The following is a 13,802-nucleotide window of genomic DNA, read 5'->3' on the forward strand; positions in this document are numbered from 1 at the left end:
TCCCGCCCGCGGGTACGTTCCCCACCTCTGTTACAGAGCCGTCGGAAAACAGGGACAACTCCGCCCCAATGCACAGATGTTCGGCATTCGGCCGGGTGCGCGGCCGGCGCCGCAGGCGCAGCGCGTGCGGCTGCCGCGGCGCGTGCGCCAGGCGCGGCACCCGGCCGGGGAGCCGTCGGCCGCTACCGCGGCGGGCCGTCCGCGGCCCGCGCGCGCAGCGCCCGCGCCAGGTCGTCGCGTTCCTCAAGGACCATGCGGCGCAGCGCGGGCGCCGCGTCCTGGTGGCCGGCCAGCCAGGCGTCCGTGGCATCCAGCACGGACTGGTCGCCGTGGCCGGGGAACAGGCCGTGCACCAGGGCGATGGCGGTCTCGATGGACCGTTCCTCCCACACCCCCAGCAGCGCGGCGAAGTACCGCGACACGTAAGGCGCGAGCAGGTCGGGCCGCCCCGGGCGGGCGAAGCCCGCGATCGTCGCCTCGGTCAGCGCGTTGGACAGCCGGTCGGACTCCACGACGTCCCGCCAGGCCGCGGCCTTCACCTCGGCCGAGGGGCGCGCGGCCAGGCAGCGCACCTGGTGGCGCCGGCCGGACGCGGTGTCGTCCCGCGCCAGCTCCGCGGCGATGACGTCCTCCCCCGCGTAGCCGCCGGCGGCCAGCGGTTCGAGGAACGCCCAGCGCAGCTCCTGGTCCACGTCGAGGCCGTCGATCCGCGCGGTGCCGTCCAGCAGCCCGGTCAGCAGCTGCGCGTCCGCGTCCGATGCGGCGCAGACGGCCAGGAAACGGGCCCACGCCAGCTGGTGGTCGCTGCCGGGCGTGGCCCGCCGCAGCTCGCCGACGGCCGCCGCGGCCAGCTCGGCGCGGGCCGTCTCGCGCCGCTCGGGCGCCGTGTAGTGCAGCTGCGCGGTGCGCGCCCAGGCGTGCACCATCTGGAGCACGCCCACCTGCGTCTCGTACCCGCCGAACTGCTCGACCAGCGCCAGGAATTCACTGGCGGGCAGCAGACCGTCCCGGGTCAGGTTCCACAGGGCGGACCAGCACAGGGCGCGGGCCAGCGGGTCGGCGACGGCCCCGAGGCCCGCCCGCAGCCCGTCGAGCGACCGCTCGTCGAAGCGCGTCTTGCAGTACGTCAGGTCGTCGTCGTTGACGAGCACGAACGCGGGCGCCGGCTGCCCCGCCAGCTCGGGAACGGGCGTGCTCGGCCCGGACACGTCCACCTCGGCGCGGGCGTACCGTTCGATCGGGCCGCCCGGCTCCGCGGCCCCGTAGAGCCCGACGGCGACGCGGTGCGGGCGCAGCGTCGGGTGTGCGGCGGGCGCCTCCTGGAGCACGGTGAGGCCGGTGAGGCGCCCGTCCGCGCCGTAGGTGGGCCGCGGGGTCAGCGCGTTGACGCCGGTGGTCTCCAGCCAGGCCCGCGACCAGGCGTGCATGTCGCGGCCCGAGGTCTCGGCGAGCACCGCCAGCAGGTCGTCGAGGCGCGTGTTGCCGTAGGCGTGCCGCCTGAAGTAGCGGCGCGCGCCTTCGAGGAACGCCTCCCGGCCGGCGTAGGCGACCAGCTGCTTGAGCACCGAGGCGCCCTTGGCGTAGGTGATGCCGTCGAAGTTGAGCTTGGCATCCTCAAGGTCACGGATGTCGGCCGTGATCGGGTGGGTGGAGGGCAACTGGTCGGCCCGGTAGGCCCACGCCTTGCGGCGGTTGGCGAAGGCGATCCAGCCCTCGTCGAAGCGGGTGGCCTCCACCAGCGAGAACGCGCCCATGAAGTCGGCGAAGGACTCCTTCAGCCACAGGTCGTCCCACCACTCCATGGTGACCAGGTCGCCGAACCACATGTGCGCCATCTCGTGGAGCAGCGTGTTGGCCCGGCCCTGGTAGGCGGCGCGCGTGGTCCTGCCGCGGAAGACGTACTCCTCGCGGAACGTGACGAGGCCCGGGTTCTCCATGGCCCCGATGTTGTACTCGGGCACGAACGCCTGGTCGTAGGTGCCGAACGGGTAGGGGAAGGCGAAGTGCTCGTGGAAGAAGTCGAGGCCCTGCTTGGTGAGCGTGAAGATCTCCTCGGCGTCGAAGTGCCGGGCCAGGCCCTTGCGGCACAGCGCCCCGAGCGGAATCTCCAGCACCGTGCCGTCGGGCAGCTCGCGCGTGTAGTGGTCGCGCACGTAGTGGTAGGGGCCCGCGACGACCGCGGTGATGTACGTGGAGATGGGGCGGGTGGTGGCGAACGTCCAGGTCGCCGCGGCCGGGCCGGGCTGGGACAGCTGCTCGCGCCCGGCCTCCGCGCCGTTGCTGAGCACCGTCCAGTCCGCGGGCGCGGTGACGCGGAAGGTGAACGGCGCCTTCAGGTCCGGCTGTTCGAAGTTGGCGAACACCCGGCGGGCGTCGGCGGGCTCGTACTGGGTGTAGAGGTAGGTCTCGCCGTCCTCCGGGTCCGCGAAGTGGTGCAGGCCCTCGCCGGTGCGGCTGTAGGCGCAGGCCGCGTCCACCACCAGCTCGTTCTCCGCGGCGAGCCCCGCGAGCGCGATGCGGGTGCCGTCGAAGACCTGGTCCACGACCAGCGGCTCGCCGTTGAGCGTCACGGAGTGCACGTGCGGCGCCAGCAGGTCGGCGAAGGAGGCGGCGCCCTCCTCGGCGCAGGAGAAGCGGATGGTGGTGGTCGAGCGGAACGTGCGCGGCCCGGCGGCCGGTGCGGGCTCGGTCGCGGACCTGACGTCGAGCGCCACCTCGTACCCGTGAACGGTGAGCAGCCGGGCCCGCTCGCGGGCCTCGTCACGGGTCAGGTTCTCTCCGGGCACGTGCGCCTCCCCATCTCCGGCTTCCCTATCCGGTTTACTCCCATTGCATGCGCGAGCCAGCATGTCACGGGCCCCCGGAAGGCGCACGGCGGAATGTGTCGCGCGGCGCGGGTGTTAGGCGCGAGGATCGTCACAGTTGCCGAACGCCGGACAGGAGAGCCTTATGCCCGAAAAGACCCCCGCAGACTTCTGGTTCGACCCGCTGTGCCCCTGGGCGTGGATGACGTCCCGGTGGATGCTCGAGGTCGAGAAGGTGCGCCCGGTCGAGGTCCGCTGGCACGTGATGAGCCTGTCCGTGCTCAACGAGCCCAAGATGGACGAACTGCCGGAGCGCTACCGCGAGATGCTGCACGCCGGCTGGGGGCCGGTGCGCGTGTGCATCGCCGCGGAGCAGGAGCACGGCAGCGAGGTGCTCGGCCGGCTCTACACCGAGCTGGGCAACCGCTTCCACCCGCAGGGCCGTGAGCAGAGCCGCGAGACGATCGCCGAGGCGCTCGTGGCGGCGGGGCTGCCGGAGAAGCTGGCCGACGCGGCGGACTCGGACGCCTACGACGCCGAGCTGCGGGCCTCCCACAAGGCCGGGATCGACCTGGTCGGCCAGGACGTGGGCACGCCGGTGATCGCCGTACCGGGTGCCGACGGCGGGCAGATCGCGTTCTTCGGCCCCGTCGTCACCCCGGCGCCGAAGGGCGAGGCGGCGGCCCGGCTGTGGGACGGCACGCTGCTGGTGGCCGCCACGCCAGGCTTCTACGAGATCAAGCGGACCCGCGACGCGGAGCCCCAGTTCGACTGATCCGCGCCGCACGACGACGGCCCCCGCGCGGGATGTACGCGCGGGGGCCGTTCCCTTGTCCGGCCGCCTGCCCGGTGAAGGGGATGAGAAGACGATCAGGCGGCCGGGGGGCCTGTGCGGGACTCCGGATGGCTTCAGGGGGCGAGCAGCAGCGTGTTGGCCCGCTGCTTGGCGGCGGTGTAACGGGCCGCGACGTCCTGCCAGTTCACCACGCGCCACATCGCCTCGACGAAGTCCACCTTCTGGTTGCGGTACTGGAGGTAGAAGGCGTGCTCCCAGGCGTCGAAGACGAGGATCGGCACCGAGCCCTGCCCGACGTTCCCCTGGTGGTCGTAGATCTGCTCGACGACCAGGCGCCCGCTGACCGGCTCGTAGGCCAGCACGCCCCAGCCCGAGCCCTGGGTGGTGGCGGCGGCCTTGGACAGCTGCGCCTTGAAGCGGGCGAAGGAGCCGAAGGACTCGGCCACGGCGTCGGCCAGCTCGCCCGTCCCGTCGCGCTCCAGCGGCTCGCCGCCGCCGTCGCCCGTCATGTTGTGCCAGTAGATGGAGTGCAGGATGTGGCCGGAGAGGTGGAACGCCAGGTTTTTCTCCAGGCCGTTGATCGTCCCCCACTGGTCCGTCTCCCGCGCCTGGGCGAGCTGCTCCAGCGTGTCGTTCGCACCCTTGACGTAGCCGGCGTGGTGCTTGTCGTGGTGCAGCTCGATGATCTCGCCGCTGATGACCGGCTCCAGGGCGGAGTAGTCGTACGGGAGGTCGGGGAGGGTGTACGTGGCCATGCCGTTGCCCATCTCCACTAATTGCCTGTCAACTCTTATTGCATCTGACTTGCAAGAGCACGCTATCAGCACCAGGCTTCCCGCGCCCGGGTGTCATCAAGCTCACGCCGTGCGGCGGCACCCGTTCGGCTAGCGTCGTGCGCGTCCCCTTGACCGGCGCGTCCCGACCGGCGCGTTCCGACCGCCTCGTCCCGACCGCCTCGTCCCCGAAGGAGCCCGTCCATGAGCACCGCCGTTCTCGCCGACCTGCTGCCCGCCTCCACCGTCCCCAGGGCCCGGCTGCGCGACGTGGCCCTCGTGACCGGCGGCGCCGTTCTCACGGGCATCGCCGCCCAGATCGCCGTGCCCGTGCCGGGATCGCCCGTTCCGGTCACCGGGCAGACGTTCGCCGCCCTGCTCATCGGCGCCTCCTTCGGACCCGGCCGCGCCCTGGCCTCCCTGCTGCTCTACACGCTGGCCGGGATGGCGGGCATGCCCTGGTTCTCCGAGGGCACCTCCGGCTGGGGCATGCCGTCCTTCGGCTACGTCCTCGGCATGACGGCCGCCGCCGCCCTCGTCGGCGCCCTGGCCCGCCGCGGCGGCGACCGCACCCTGCTGCGGACCGCGGGCACCATGGCCGCGGGCACGGCCCTCACCTACGCCGTCGGCGTTCCCTACCTCGCCCTGGCCACCGGGATGTCCGCGGCCGAGGCCGTCGACGCCGGCCTCGTCCCGTTCCTGCTGGGCGACGCCCTCAAGGCCGCGCTCGCCATGGGCGCGCTCCCCGCCGCCTGGTACGTCCTCGGGCGCGGGGGCCGGGACTGACCGACGGCCGGCGGGCGGACCGTGCCAGACTCCTCCCCATGCGTGTCTACCTCGGCTCCGACCACGCCGGCTACGAACTCAAGGCCCACCTCACCGACTGGCTGAAGGGCCACGGTCACGACCCGGTGGACTGCGGCCCGCACCAGTTCGACGCCCAGGACGACTACCCGCCGTTCTGCCTGCGCGCCGCCGAGCGCGCCGCCGCAGAACCGGGCGCCCTGGGCATCGTCATCGGCGGCTCGGGCAACGGCGAGGCCATCGCCGCCAACAAGGTGGCCGGGGTGCGCTGCGCCCTCGCCTGGAGCGAGGAGACCGCACGCCTCGGTCGCCAGCACAACGACGCCAACGTGCTGAGCATCGGCTCCCGCATGCACAGCACGGACGAGGCCACGTCGTTCGTCGCCGTCTTCCTCGCCACCCCCTACTCCGGCGAGGAACGGCACAGCCGCCGCATCGGCATGCTCACCGCCTACGAGGCGGACGGCACCCTGCCGCCCCTGCCGGGCCGGGACTGAGCCCGCGGTGCCGGAGGGGCACACCGTTCACCGGCTGGCCGCCGAGTACGGCCGCAGGTTCCGCGGCAGTCGTCCCGTGCACGCCGCCAGCCCGCAGGGGAAGTTCGCCGACGCCGCCGCGCTGCTCGACGGGCAGCCGATGACCGCGGCGGAGGCGCACGGCAAGCACCTGTTCCTCGGGTTCGCGGGCCTCGGCTGGGTCCACATCCACCTCGGCCTGTACGGCAAGGTCGCCTTCGGCGACGGGCCCGCGCCCGCGCCGGCCGGCCAGATCCGGCTGCGGCTGGCCGGTCCTGGCGGCTGGGCCGACCTGCGCGGCCCCAACACCTGCACGCTGATCGGCGATCCGGAGAAGCAGGCCGTCACCGACCGCCTCGGCCCCGACCCGCTGCGGCCCGACGCCGACCCCGAACGGGCCTGGCGCCGCGTCTCAGCGGCCCGCAGCGCCATCGCGGGGCTACTGATGGACCAGAGCGTCGTCGCGGGACCCGGCAACATCTACCGCGCCGAGGTGCTGTTCCGGCGCGGCATCGGCCCCTACCGGCCGGGCCGCGACCTCGACCGCGAGGAATGGGACGGCATCTGGGCCGACCTCGTCGCCCTCATGCGGGAGGGCGTGCGCACCGGGCGCATCGACACCGTCCGCCCCGAGCACATGCCCGAGGCCATGGGCCGCCCGCCGCGCCGGGACGACCACGGCGGCGAGGTCTACGTGTACCGCCGCGCCGGCGCGGACTGCCACGTCTGCGGCGGCGAGGTCCGCAGCGCGGAGCTGGCCGCCCGCAACCTCTTCTGGTGCCAGGGCTGCCAGCCCCATCTGCCCGGCGCCCGCTGAAGGACTCCCGGCCGCCGCCCCCGCGCCGTATCCTCGGCCTCCACGGCACCGGGCGGGAGGGCGCATGGGGTCAGAAGCCGTGGGGGAGCCACGGGGCGACGGTGCTGCCGAAGGCGGTCGCGGCGGCCCCGAGCGCGCCCGTGCGCAGCTCCTCGACGCGGCCCGCCGCGGCGAGCGAGCGCAGCGAGGTCCCGCCCAGATACGCCGCCCCGAGCGCCGCCACCGGCAGCGCCAGGTCCGCGGCGTCCGCCGTCCGTTCGCACACCGCGCCCCCCGGGCCGCCGGACAGCCGCCAACGCCCCTCGTTCCATGGGCAGAAGCCGTCGGACACCTCCAGCACCACATCCACGTCCGTGGCATAGGTGCGCCCCGCCAGCGCCGCGCCCAGGTCCACCGGGCGCAGGTACAGCCGGTCCGTGACGCGAAGTCGTGCGCGCCGCACATCGGACACCATGTGGAGGAACGGGTCGTCCACCGGCCGGTTGTCCAGCGTGAGCGTGCTCATCAGGTCGATCCCGTGCAGGTAGCGCAGCAGCGCGCCGTAGGCCGCCGGCTCGGCCGCGTCCAGGTCCCGCACCAGGACCGTGCCCCTGGGCCCCGCCGGCTCCCACTCCGGCTTCAGCGCGTACCGCGCGTACCCGAGCAGCTCCCCGTCCCGCTCGGCCAGCACACACCGCCGCGCCGAGGCGCCCGCGCGGTCCTGGCGCGGGTCGAGCAGCGGCAGCCGCTCCCAGCCGGGGCCGCGCGCGAGCATCCCCGGCCTGGTGGGAACGAGCCGCGCGTACAGCGCCTCGCAGCGTTCCGCCTCGTCGGCCGGGTCCACCACGCGCAGCGTGATGTTGTCGGCGCCCGGCGGCAGACCGAGCGTCACACGGTGGATATCGATGTCCGCGGACAGCCGCTGGCTGGCGGCGCCGTAGCCGAAGCGCCCGTAGATCGCCGGCTCGGAGGCCGTCAGCGCCGCCAGCGGCTCACCCGACTCCCGGTAGGTCTCCAGGGCCCGGCGCATCATCGTGCGCAGGATGCCCTGCCGCCGGTGCGTGGCGGCGACGCTCACCATCGTGACGCCCGCGACGGGCAGCACGGCGCCGCCCGGCACCGAGACGGCCATGGTCAGCGTGCCGAGCGTGCCCACCGGCTGCCCGGCGTCCCACACGCCGTACGAACGGCCGAAGTCGGTGAGGTCGCGCCACAGCTTCTGCTCTTCCTGCGACTCGGGGAGCCCGCCGAAGGCCCAGTCCAGGGTGGTCCACCAGGCGGTCCATTCGGAGTCGGCAAGCACGCGCAGCTCGTTCGTCATATGGACATCTCTATCAACGTGCCCGACACCGGGCGACACATTAACTTCACCGACGGTGGCCCGAAGGGCCCGCGGCCCGTGGCAAGGGTTCGACGCACCGCCGAACGGGTGGATAAGGTCCGAGGTCATGGCGCGCGGCACTGACAAGGCACCCTGGGCGGTCAGGCGGGTCCGGGCCCACAAGGCGGCCCACCGCCTGCGCACCGGCCTGCGCCGGGCGGCGGTCGACTACTTCCGCGGCGACGGCTCCGACTGGATCGCGTTCGCCGCGCTGCTGCTCACCGTTCCGCTGCTCGGCGGCGCCACCGTGGTCTGGCCCGAGTGGTGCCCGCCCGAGGCGCTGGTGCTGCCGCTGGTCGCCGGCGGCCTGCTGCTCCGCCCGGCCAGCCTGATCGGTCTTTACGCCGTCGCGGCCACCGCGCTGGTGCTGGAGACCGTGTTCATCGACGCCCGCCGCTCCGCGCCCGACCCGGTCACTCCCGGCAGCATCCTCGTCGTCGCCTCGGTTGCGCTGTTCGGGCTGCTCATCGCCCAGTTCCGCAGCCGCGTCGGCGTGCCCTGGCGGCGCGGCGGCACCATGCTGTTCGACCTGCGGGAGCGCATCCGCGCCCAGAGCGCCCTGCCCGCGCTGCCCCGCGGCTGGCACCGCGAGATGTCGCTGCGCCCGGCAGGCGGCCAGTCGTTCTCCGGCGACTTCGTCGTGGCGGCCCGCACCGGGCCCGAGGGGCGCACCCTGGAGGTCGTGCTCACCGACGTCTCGGGCAAGGGCATGGACGCCGCGTCCCGTTCGCTGCTGCTCTCCGGCGCGTTCGGCGGGCTGCTCGGCTCGCTGCCGCCGCACTCCTTCCTGCCCGCCGCGAACGGCTACCTGCTCCGGCAGAGCTGGGACGAGGGCTTCGCGACCTCCGTGCACCTCGTGCTCGACCTCGACACCGGCGACTACGAGCTGCTGTCCGCCGGGCACCTGCCCGGCGTCCAGCTGAACGCGGGGACCGGCCACTGGCAGCAGATCGCGGGCGAGGGCGCGCTGCTCGGCGTCTACGACGGCGCCGAGTTCTTCCCCGCCAAGGGAACGCTGCGCCGCGGCGACGTGCTCATGCTGTTCACCGACGGCCTGGTGGAACGTTCCGACCGGGACCTCTCGGAGGGCATCGACCGCCTCACCGGGGAGGCCGACCGCTACGTCACCACCGGGTTCCGCGGCGCCGCCTGGCACCTGATCGAGTCGGTCGCCAAGGACGTCAACGACGACCGTGCGCTGCTCCTGATCAGCCGGGAGTGACCCCCGGGAGTGATCACCCGGCGGGGCGGAATGCTCCCGGCCGCGACCGGCGTCGCGGCTGACCGGCGTGAGCTGGGCCGATGCGGCGGCGCACGACCCGCCGCATGTCCGCCGATCGGCGGTGCGCGCGGGCGGCGGGCGGATGCGCGGGCGCCCGCCGTGTTTTTGGCTCGGTGTCATGAACCACACGCGAAGCACCGCCACCGGAAATCCCGCGCCGGGCAGGCCCGCCGCCGCGCGCCGCAGGACAACTTCCGCCCGGCTGGCCCGCCGTGCCGTCGGCTGCACGCTGCTGGGCTCGCTGGTGATAACGGGACCGTGGACGGTGCCCGCCGTCGGTCACGAGGACGCGTTCGCCGGAACGCAGGACGCGGCACCGTACTTCTGGCCGGCCGCGGGCGGCGTGCCGGGGCCCTGGGCGGCCGGCCTGTACGACATCCCCTTCGGCCCGCTCCCCGAGGCCGCCGACTTCTTCCCCGCCCGCCCCGAGGCCGCCGACGTCGCCCCCGCCCGCCCGGCGGTGGCGGCCGAGCGCTGGACGGAGCCGGTGACGGGCCACCCGGTGTCGGCCTCCTACGGCATCCCTGGCGGCTGGGCGGCCGGGTACCACACGGGCATCGACTGGGCGACGCCGGTCGGCACCCCCGTCCGTTCCGTCGGCCCGGGCACGGTGGTCCTCGCCGAGTACGCGGGGGACTACGGAAACGCCGTGGTCGTGGAGATGCCGGACGGCTACTTCACGCTGTACGCGCACCTGTCGGAGATCTCGGTGCGCACCGGCCAGGACGTGAACGGCGGCACCGCCGTCGGGGACAGCGGCGACACCGGGCGCAGCACCGGCCCGCACCTGCACTTCGAGGTACGGGCCGACCGCACGTACGGCACGGACGTCGACCCCGTGGCCTACCTGGCCCGGCACGGCGTCCGGGTGTAGCGGCCGAAGCTCAACTCCCGGTTCTGGCCGGGCGGCGGCCGCCGGTGCCGGTGTCCTTGCCGCCGGTGCCGGTGCCGGTGCCGGTGCCGGTGCCGGTGTCCTTGCGGAACGCCCAGTCCATGGACGGCTCCACCAGGACGCGGAACGCCCGCCGCACCGGCGCCGTGCACAGCACGGTGACCACGGCGGCGCCGATCACCGTCACCACCACCCGGCCGCCGGGGGAGTTGACCCAGTCCGCCGCGTACCAGTCCCACCAGCGCGACGCCTTGGCGACGAAGCCGTGCAGCAGGTAGCCGTAGATCGTGCCGGCGCCGAGCGCCGTGAACCACATGCGGCGTTCCGGCACGAACGCCAGGAAGCAGGCGGTGAGCAGCAGACCGCAGCCGAAGAGGGCGGGCGTCATCACCACGCCTGCCCACCACTCCGCGCCCATGTCCTGGGCGCTGTTGGTGCGGTAGAACCAGCTGTGCTCCATCCGCGGCACCGCCCACCAGGCGACGACGAGGGCGGTCAGCACCGCGGGCACGGCGAGCAGTTGCACCCAGCGCTCGCGTACCCAGTGGAAGTGCTCGCGGCGCAGGTGGAGCCCGATGACGAAGAACGGCAGGAGCTGGAGCACCCGCTGGAGGTTCAGGTCGTTGCCGATGTGGGGGGACACGGACGCGAGGACCGCGATGGCGAGCGAGACCGGCACCGGCCAGCGGACGATCCGCCAGACCGGCGCGGTCAGCCGCCAGATGAACAGGGCGACCAGGAACCAGGTGACGTAGTAGGGGTCGAGCAGGCTGAACGGTGCGGCGGGGTTGTCGGTGCCCCAGCGCTTGAACAGGACGTACCCGGCCTCGAAGATCAGGTACGGCACCCCGACACCGGTGATCAGGCGCTTCAGCTGGTCCGGCCTGCCGGTGTAGTTGCGGGAGAAGTAGCCGGCGATGAGGATGAACGCCGGCATGTGGAAGGTGTAGACGAAGAGGTAGAGGGCCGAGGCGGTCCGTGAGTCGTCCCGCAGCGGCGTCCAGGCGTGGCCCACGGCCACCAGGAGGATCGCCAGGTACTTGGCGTTGTCGAAGTAGGGGTCGCGCGGCTTCACCCGTGCCGAGCCGTCCGTGACTGTCGGTGGGGGGTCAGCCGCCTCGGCCCGTGCCGTGGGCAAAGGGGCTCGTTGATTACGGACGTGCAACATTGTCCGCACGATAGCGGGCCCGCGGGGGGTCCGTAAATTGTGTGGACATCATGGCCGGTGGATTATGCGGTGGCACGTCGTGAATCGGGCGACTGAGCGCGCATGGATCGATCCGACGTCCGAAATGGCATGAATTGACCGGCTTAAATGCGGCGTATCACCGCGTGCGAGCCTGCCGGCCGCGCGCCGGTCCGCGCGCCGGCCGCAGCGGAACGGCCGCGCGGCGACCCAATCCCGCGCCGCCCGCGAGAGCCGGGGAATTACCCGTGGAAATGATCGTCGAAGCTAACGGGACGATAACGTGACACCTTGGTACGCAGGACATGGGGGAGGTGTACAGGTCGACCGGACGGTGCGTCACCGCTCTCCACGGCACCTCTCGTTGATGGCACGATGGTGCCTGCGGGGGTGCGGCGGCCGTGGTCAAGCCCCTGACGGAGCAGAGGCGAACCTTCCGAAGGTGTGATCAGTTGTGGTTATTTCGTTCTCTCTGGCCCTGCTGTTCGGCGTGATCATGTTCTTCATGATCCGCGGCGGGGTGATCAAGTGGGGACCGGCCATCGTGGCGATCCTCTTCGGCTTCTCCCTCGCGTCCACCGGCGCGGCCGACCCCATAGAGGACTTCCTGAACGGGGTCACCGACGCGGTCGACAATGTGGACGACTCCATCAACGACTCGGGCGGCGAGTGACCCGACACACAAGGCCCGGCACCCCGAGGGGGGCCGGGCCCTGCAACACGGAGCGGGCGACGGGAATCGAACCCGCGTAGCTGGTTTGGAAGACCAGGGCTCTACCATTGAGCTACGCCCGCGACGGTGTGCATCGTAGCAGTGCCCCTGTGTCGTGCGGGCGGGCCGGGGTGCCGCCGGTCCCGGGGAAACCTCACCGCGTGCGGCCCTGTACGCTACGTGTCGCGTCGTGAGCCTCTGCGGGGTGTGGCGCAGCTTGGCAGCGCGTCCGCTTTGGGAGCGGAAGGCCGTCGGTTCGAATCCGGCCACCCCGACCACGTACTATGAATGACCCGCGCGCCTGTCGTGTGTCCGCGTAAGGGGCTCCTTCAGAAAATCGCGCCAGCCCTCTTGATGCCAGCCCCAAGGAGACCGACCGTGAAGAGCGCCGTGGAGACCCTGAACCCCACCCGGGTTCGGCTCACTGTCGAGGTGCCCTTCGAGGAGCTCAAGCCCAGCCTCGACGCGGCGTACCGGAAGATCAACCAGCAGGTGCAGGTGCCGGGCTTCCGCAAGGGCAAGATCCCGGCCCGCATCATCGACCAGCGTTTCGGCCGCGGCGCGGTGCTGGAAGAGGCGGTGAACGAAGCGCTTCCGAAGTTCTACAGCGAAGCGATCACCGAGGGCGAGATCAGCCCGCTCGGCCAGCCCGAGGTGGACATCACCGAGCTGAAGGACAACGAGCTGCTGACGTTCACCGCCGAGGTGGACATCCGTCCGGAGATCGAGATTCCGGACTACTCCGGCATCGAGGTCACCGTCGACGCCGTCGAGGTCAGCGACGAGGACATCGACTCCGCCGTCGAGCGGCTGCGCGAGCGCTTCGCCTCCTCCACCGTCGTCGAGCGGGCCGCCGCCGAGGGCGACGAGGTCAAGATCGACCTGGAGGCCCGCGTCGACGGCGAGGTCCTGGAGGACGGCGTCGCCTCCGGTGTGAGCTACACCATCGGCTCGGGTCAGATGCTGGACGGCCTGGACGAGGCCGTCACCGGCCTGGAGGCCGGCGGCACCGCCACGTTCACCAGCGAGCTGAAGGGCGGCTCCCGCGCCGGCAGCGAGGCCGAGGTCTCGGTCAAGGTCGAGTCGGTTTCCAGTCGCGAACTGCCTGAGCTGGACGACGAGTTCGCCCAGCTCGCGAGCGAGTTCGACACGCTGGAGGAGCTGCGTGAGGACAGCCGCAAGCGGCTGGCCGACGAGAAGAAGTACCAGCAGGCCACCGAGGCCCAGGAGAAGGTGCTGGACGCGCTGCTCGAGCTGGTCGAGGTCCCGATCCCGCAGAAGCTGCTCGCGGACGAGGTCGAGACCCGCAAGCACAATCTGGAGCACCACCAGCTCGGCCAGCTGGGGATGGACCTGGACGCCTACCTGGCGCTCCAGGAGAAGTCCCTTGAGGAGTTCGAGGCCGAGCTGAAGGAGCAGGCCGAGAAGGGCATCCGCACCCAGTTCGTGCTGGACGAGGTCGCCAAGCAGGAGAAGCTCAGCGTCAGCCAGGAGGAGCTGACCGAGCACCTGATGCGCCGCGCGCAGTCCTCGGGCATGGGCCCCGACCAGTTCGCCAAGGCCGTCGTCGAGGGCGGCCAGGTGCAGATGCTGGTCGGCGAGGTCCGCCGGGGCAAGGCGCTGGCCGCCGTCGTCGAGTCCGTCACCGTGAACGACAGCAACGGCGAGCCGGTCCACCTCGACGAGGACGAGGACGCGGACGCGGACGAGGCGGGCCAGGACGCGACGGCCGAGGCCGGGGACGCCGCTGCCGAGGGCACCGCTGCCGAGGGCACCGCGAAGGCCGACGACTGACCTGCGCTCACAGCGAACAGTTCCCAGGTCGGGATGGGTCGGTCGGGACAGCGCGTTAGGGTCCGTA

12 protein-coding genes and 2 tRNA genes are annotated in these 13,802 nt (G+C 72.5%); 9 read left to right on the forward strand and 5 right to left on the reverse strand.

Annotated elements, in window-relative coordinates; translation table 11 throughout:
- Positions 1-182 precede the first annotated feature (182 nt).
- A complete protein-coding gene (gene pepN / locus RM779_RS29845) occupies positions 183-2,786 on the reverse strand; it encodes an aminopeptidase N (RefSeq protein ID WP_311620910.1) in 2,604 nt (867 codons plus the stop codon).
- Positions 2,787-2,949: 163 nt separating this feature from the next.
- Between pepN and RM779_RS29850 the strand changes: the two genes are divergently transcribed.
- Positions 2,950-3,579, forward strand: coding sequence for a mycothiol-dependent nitroreductase Rv2466c family protein (locus tag RM779_RS29850; protein ID WP_311620911.1), 630 nt, complete (start codon positions 2,950-2,952; stop codon positions 3,577-3,579).
- Between the two features lie 134 nt (positions 3,580-3,713).
- Here RM779_RS29850 and RM779_RS29855 read toward each other — a convergent pair whose 3' ends face one another.
- The gene (locus RM779_RS29855; protein ID WP_311620912.1) at positions 3,714-4,355 is read right to left on the reverse strand and encodes a superoxide dismutase; all 642 of its coding nucleotides are present in this window, start codon (positions 4,353-4,355) and stop codon (positions 3,714-3,716) included.
- Positions 4,356-4,577: 222 nt separating this feature from the next.
- Here RM779_RS29855 and RM779_RS29860 point away from each other — a divergent pair, with 222 nt between their 5' ends.
- From RM779_RS29860 to RM779_RS29870, 3 genes are read left to right on the forward strand one after another with little or no spacing between them, the layout of a single operon-like run.
- Positions 4,578-5,159, forward strand: coding sequence for a biotin transporter BioY (locus RM779_RS29860; protein WP_311620913.1), 582 nt, complete (start codon positions 4,578-4,580; stop codon positions 5,157-5,159).
- 38 nt (positions 5,160-5,197) lie between these two features.
- Positions 5,198-5,674 carry a ribose-5-phosphate isomerase gene (locus tag RM779_RS29865; protein ID WP_311620914.1) on the forward strand — a complete coding sequence of 159 codons (477 nt, stop codon included), beginning with the start codon at positions 5,198-5,200 and terminating at the stop codon, positions 5,672-5,674.
- 7 nt (positions 5,675-5,681) lie between these two features.
- Entirely contained in the window at positions 5,682-6,509 is an 828-nt protein-coding gene (locus RM779_RS29870) for an Fpg/Nei family DNA glycosylase (RefSeq protein WP_311620915.1), read from the forward strand.
- 70 nt (positions 6,510-6,579) lie between these two features.
- On the opposite strand, the gene RM779_RS29875 is transcribed toward RM779_RS29870, so the two are convergent.
- The gene (locus RM779_RS29875; protein ID WP_311620916.1) at positions 6,580-7,809 is read right to left on the reverse strand and encodes a GNAT family N-acetyltransferase; all 1,230 of its coding nucleotides are present in this window, start codon (positions 7,807-7,809) and stop codon (positions 6,580-6,582) included.
- A 127-nt stretch (positions 7,810-7,936) separates the two neighbouring features.
- On the opposite strand from RM779_RS29875, the gene RM779_RS29880 reads away from it, so the two are divergent.
- Both RM779_RS29880 and RM779_RS29885 read left to right on the forward strand, forming a co-directional pair.
- Positions 7,937-9,091: a PP2C family protein-serine/threonine phosphatase gene (locus RM779_RS29880; protein ID WP_311620917.1), complete on the forward strand. Its 1,155-nt coding sequence runs from the start codon at positions 7,937-7,939 to the stop codon at positions 9,089-9,091.
- Positions 9,092-9,269: 178 nt separating this feature from the next.
- Positions 9,270-10,025, forward strand: a complete 756-nt coding sequence (locus tag RM779_RS29885; RefSeq protein ID WP_311620918.1) for a M23 family metallopeptidase — start codon at positions 9,270-9,272, stop codon at positions 10,023-10,025.
- 10 nt (positions 10,026-10,035) lie between these two features.
- On the opposite strand, the gene RM779_RS29890 is transcribed toward RM779_RS29885, so the two are convergent.
- Positions 10,036-11,211 (reverse strand): acyltransferase family protein, encoded by a 1,176-nt coding sequence (locus RM779_RS29890; protein WP_394813422.1) that lies wholly within the window; start codon positions 11,209-11,211, stop codon positions 10,036-10,038.
- Positions 11,212-11,683: 472 nt separating this feature from the next.
- Between RM779_RS29890 and RM779_RS29895 the strand changes: the two genes are divergently transcribed.
- On the forward strand, positions 11,684-11,902 hold the full coding sequence (locus RM779_RS29895; protein WP_077061373.1) for a hypothetical protein: 219 nt from the start codon (positions 11,684-11,686) through the stop codon (positions 11,900-11,902).
- A gap of 51 nt (positions 11,903-11,953) precedes the next feature.
- Here the strand turns inward: RM779_RS29895 and RM779_RS29900 are convergent.
- A tRNA-Gly gene (locus RM779_RS29900) sits at positions 11,954-12,024 on the reverse strand.
- Between the two features lie 118 nt (positions 12,025-12,142).
- On the opposite strand from RM779_RS29900, the gene RM779_RS29905 reads away from it, so the two are divergent.
- Both RM779_RS29905 and tig read left to right on the forward strand, forming a co-directional pair.
- Positions 12,143-12,219, forward strand: a tRNA-Pro gene (locus tag RM779_RS29905).
- 100 nt (positions 12,220-12,319) lie between these two features.
- Positions 12,320-13,735: a trigger factor gene (gene tig / locus RM779_RS29910; protein WP_311620920.1), complete on the forward strand. Its 1,416-nt coding sequence runs from the start codon at positions 12,320-12,322 to the stop codon at positions 13,733-13,735.
- The last annotated feature ends 67 nt before the right edge of the window (positions 13,736-13,802 follow it).

Origin of the sequence: Streptomyces johnsoniae (assembly GCF_031845565.1) — a bacterium.
GTDB classification, from domain to species: Bacteria; Actinomycetota; Actinomycetes; order Streptomycetales; family Streptomycetaceae; genus Streptomyces; species Streptomyces johnsoniae.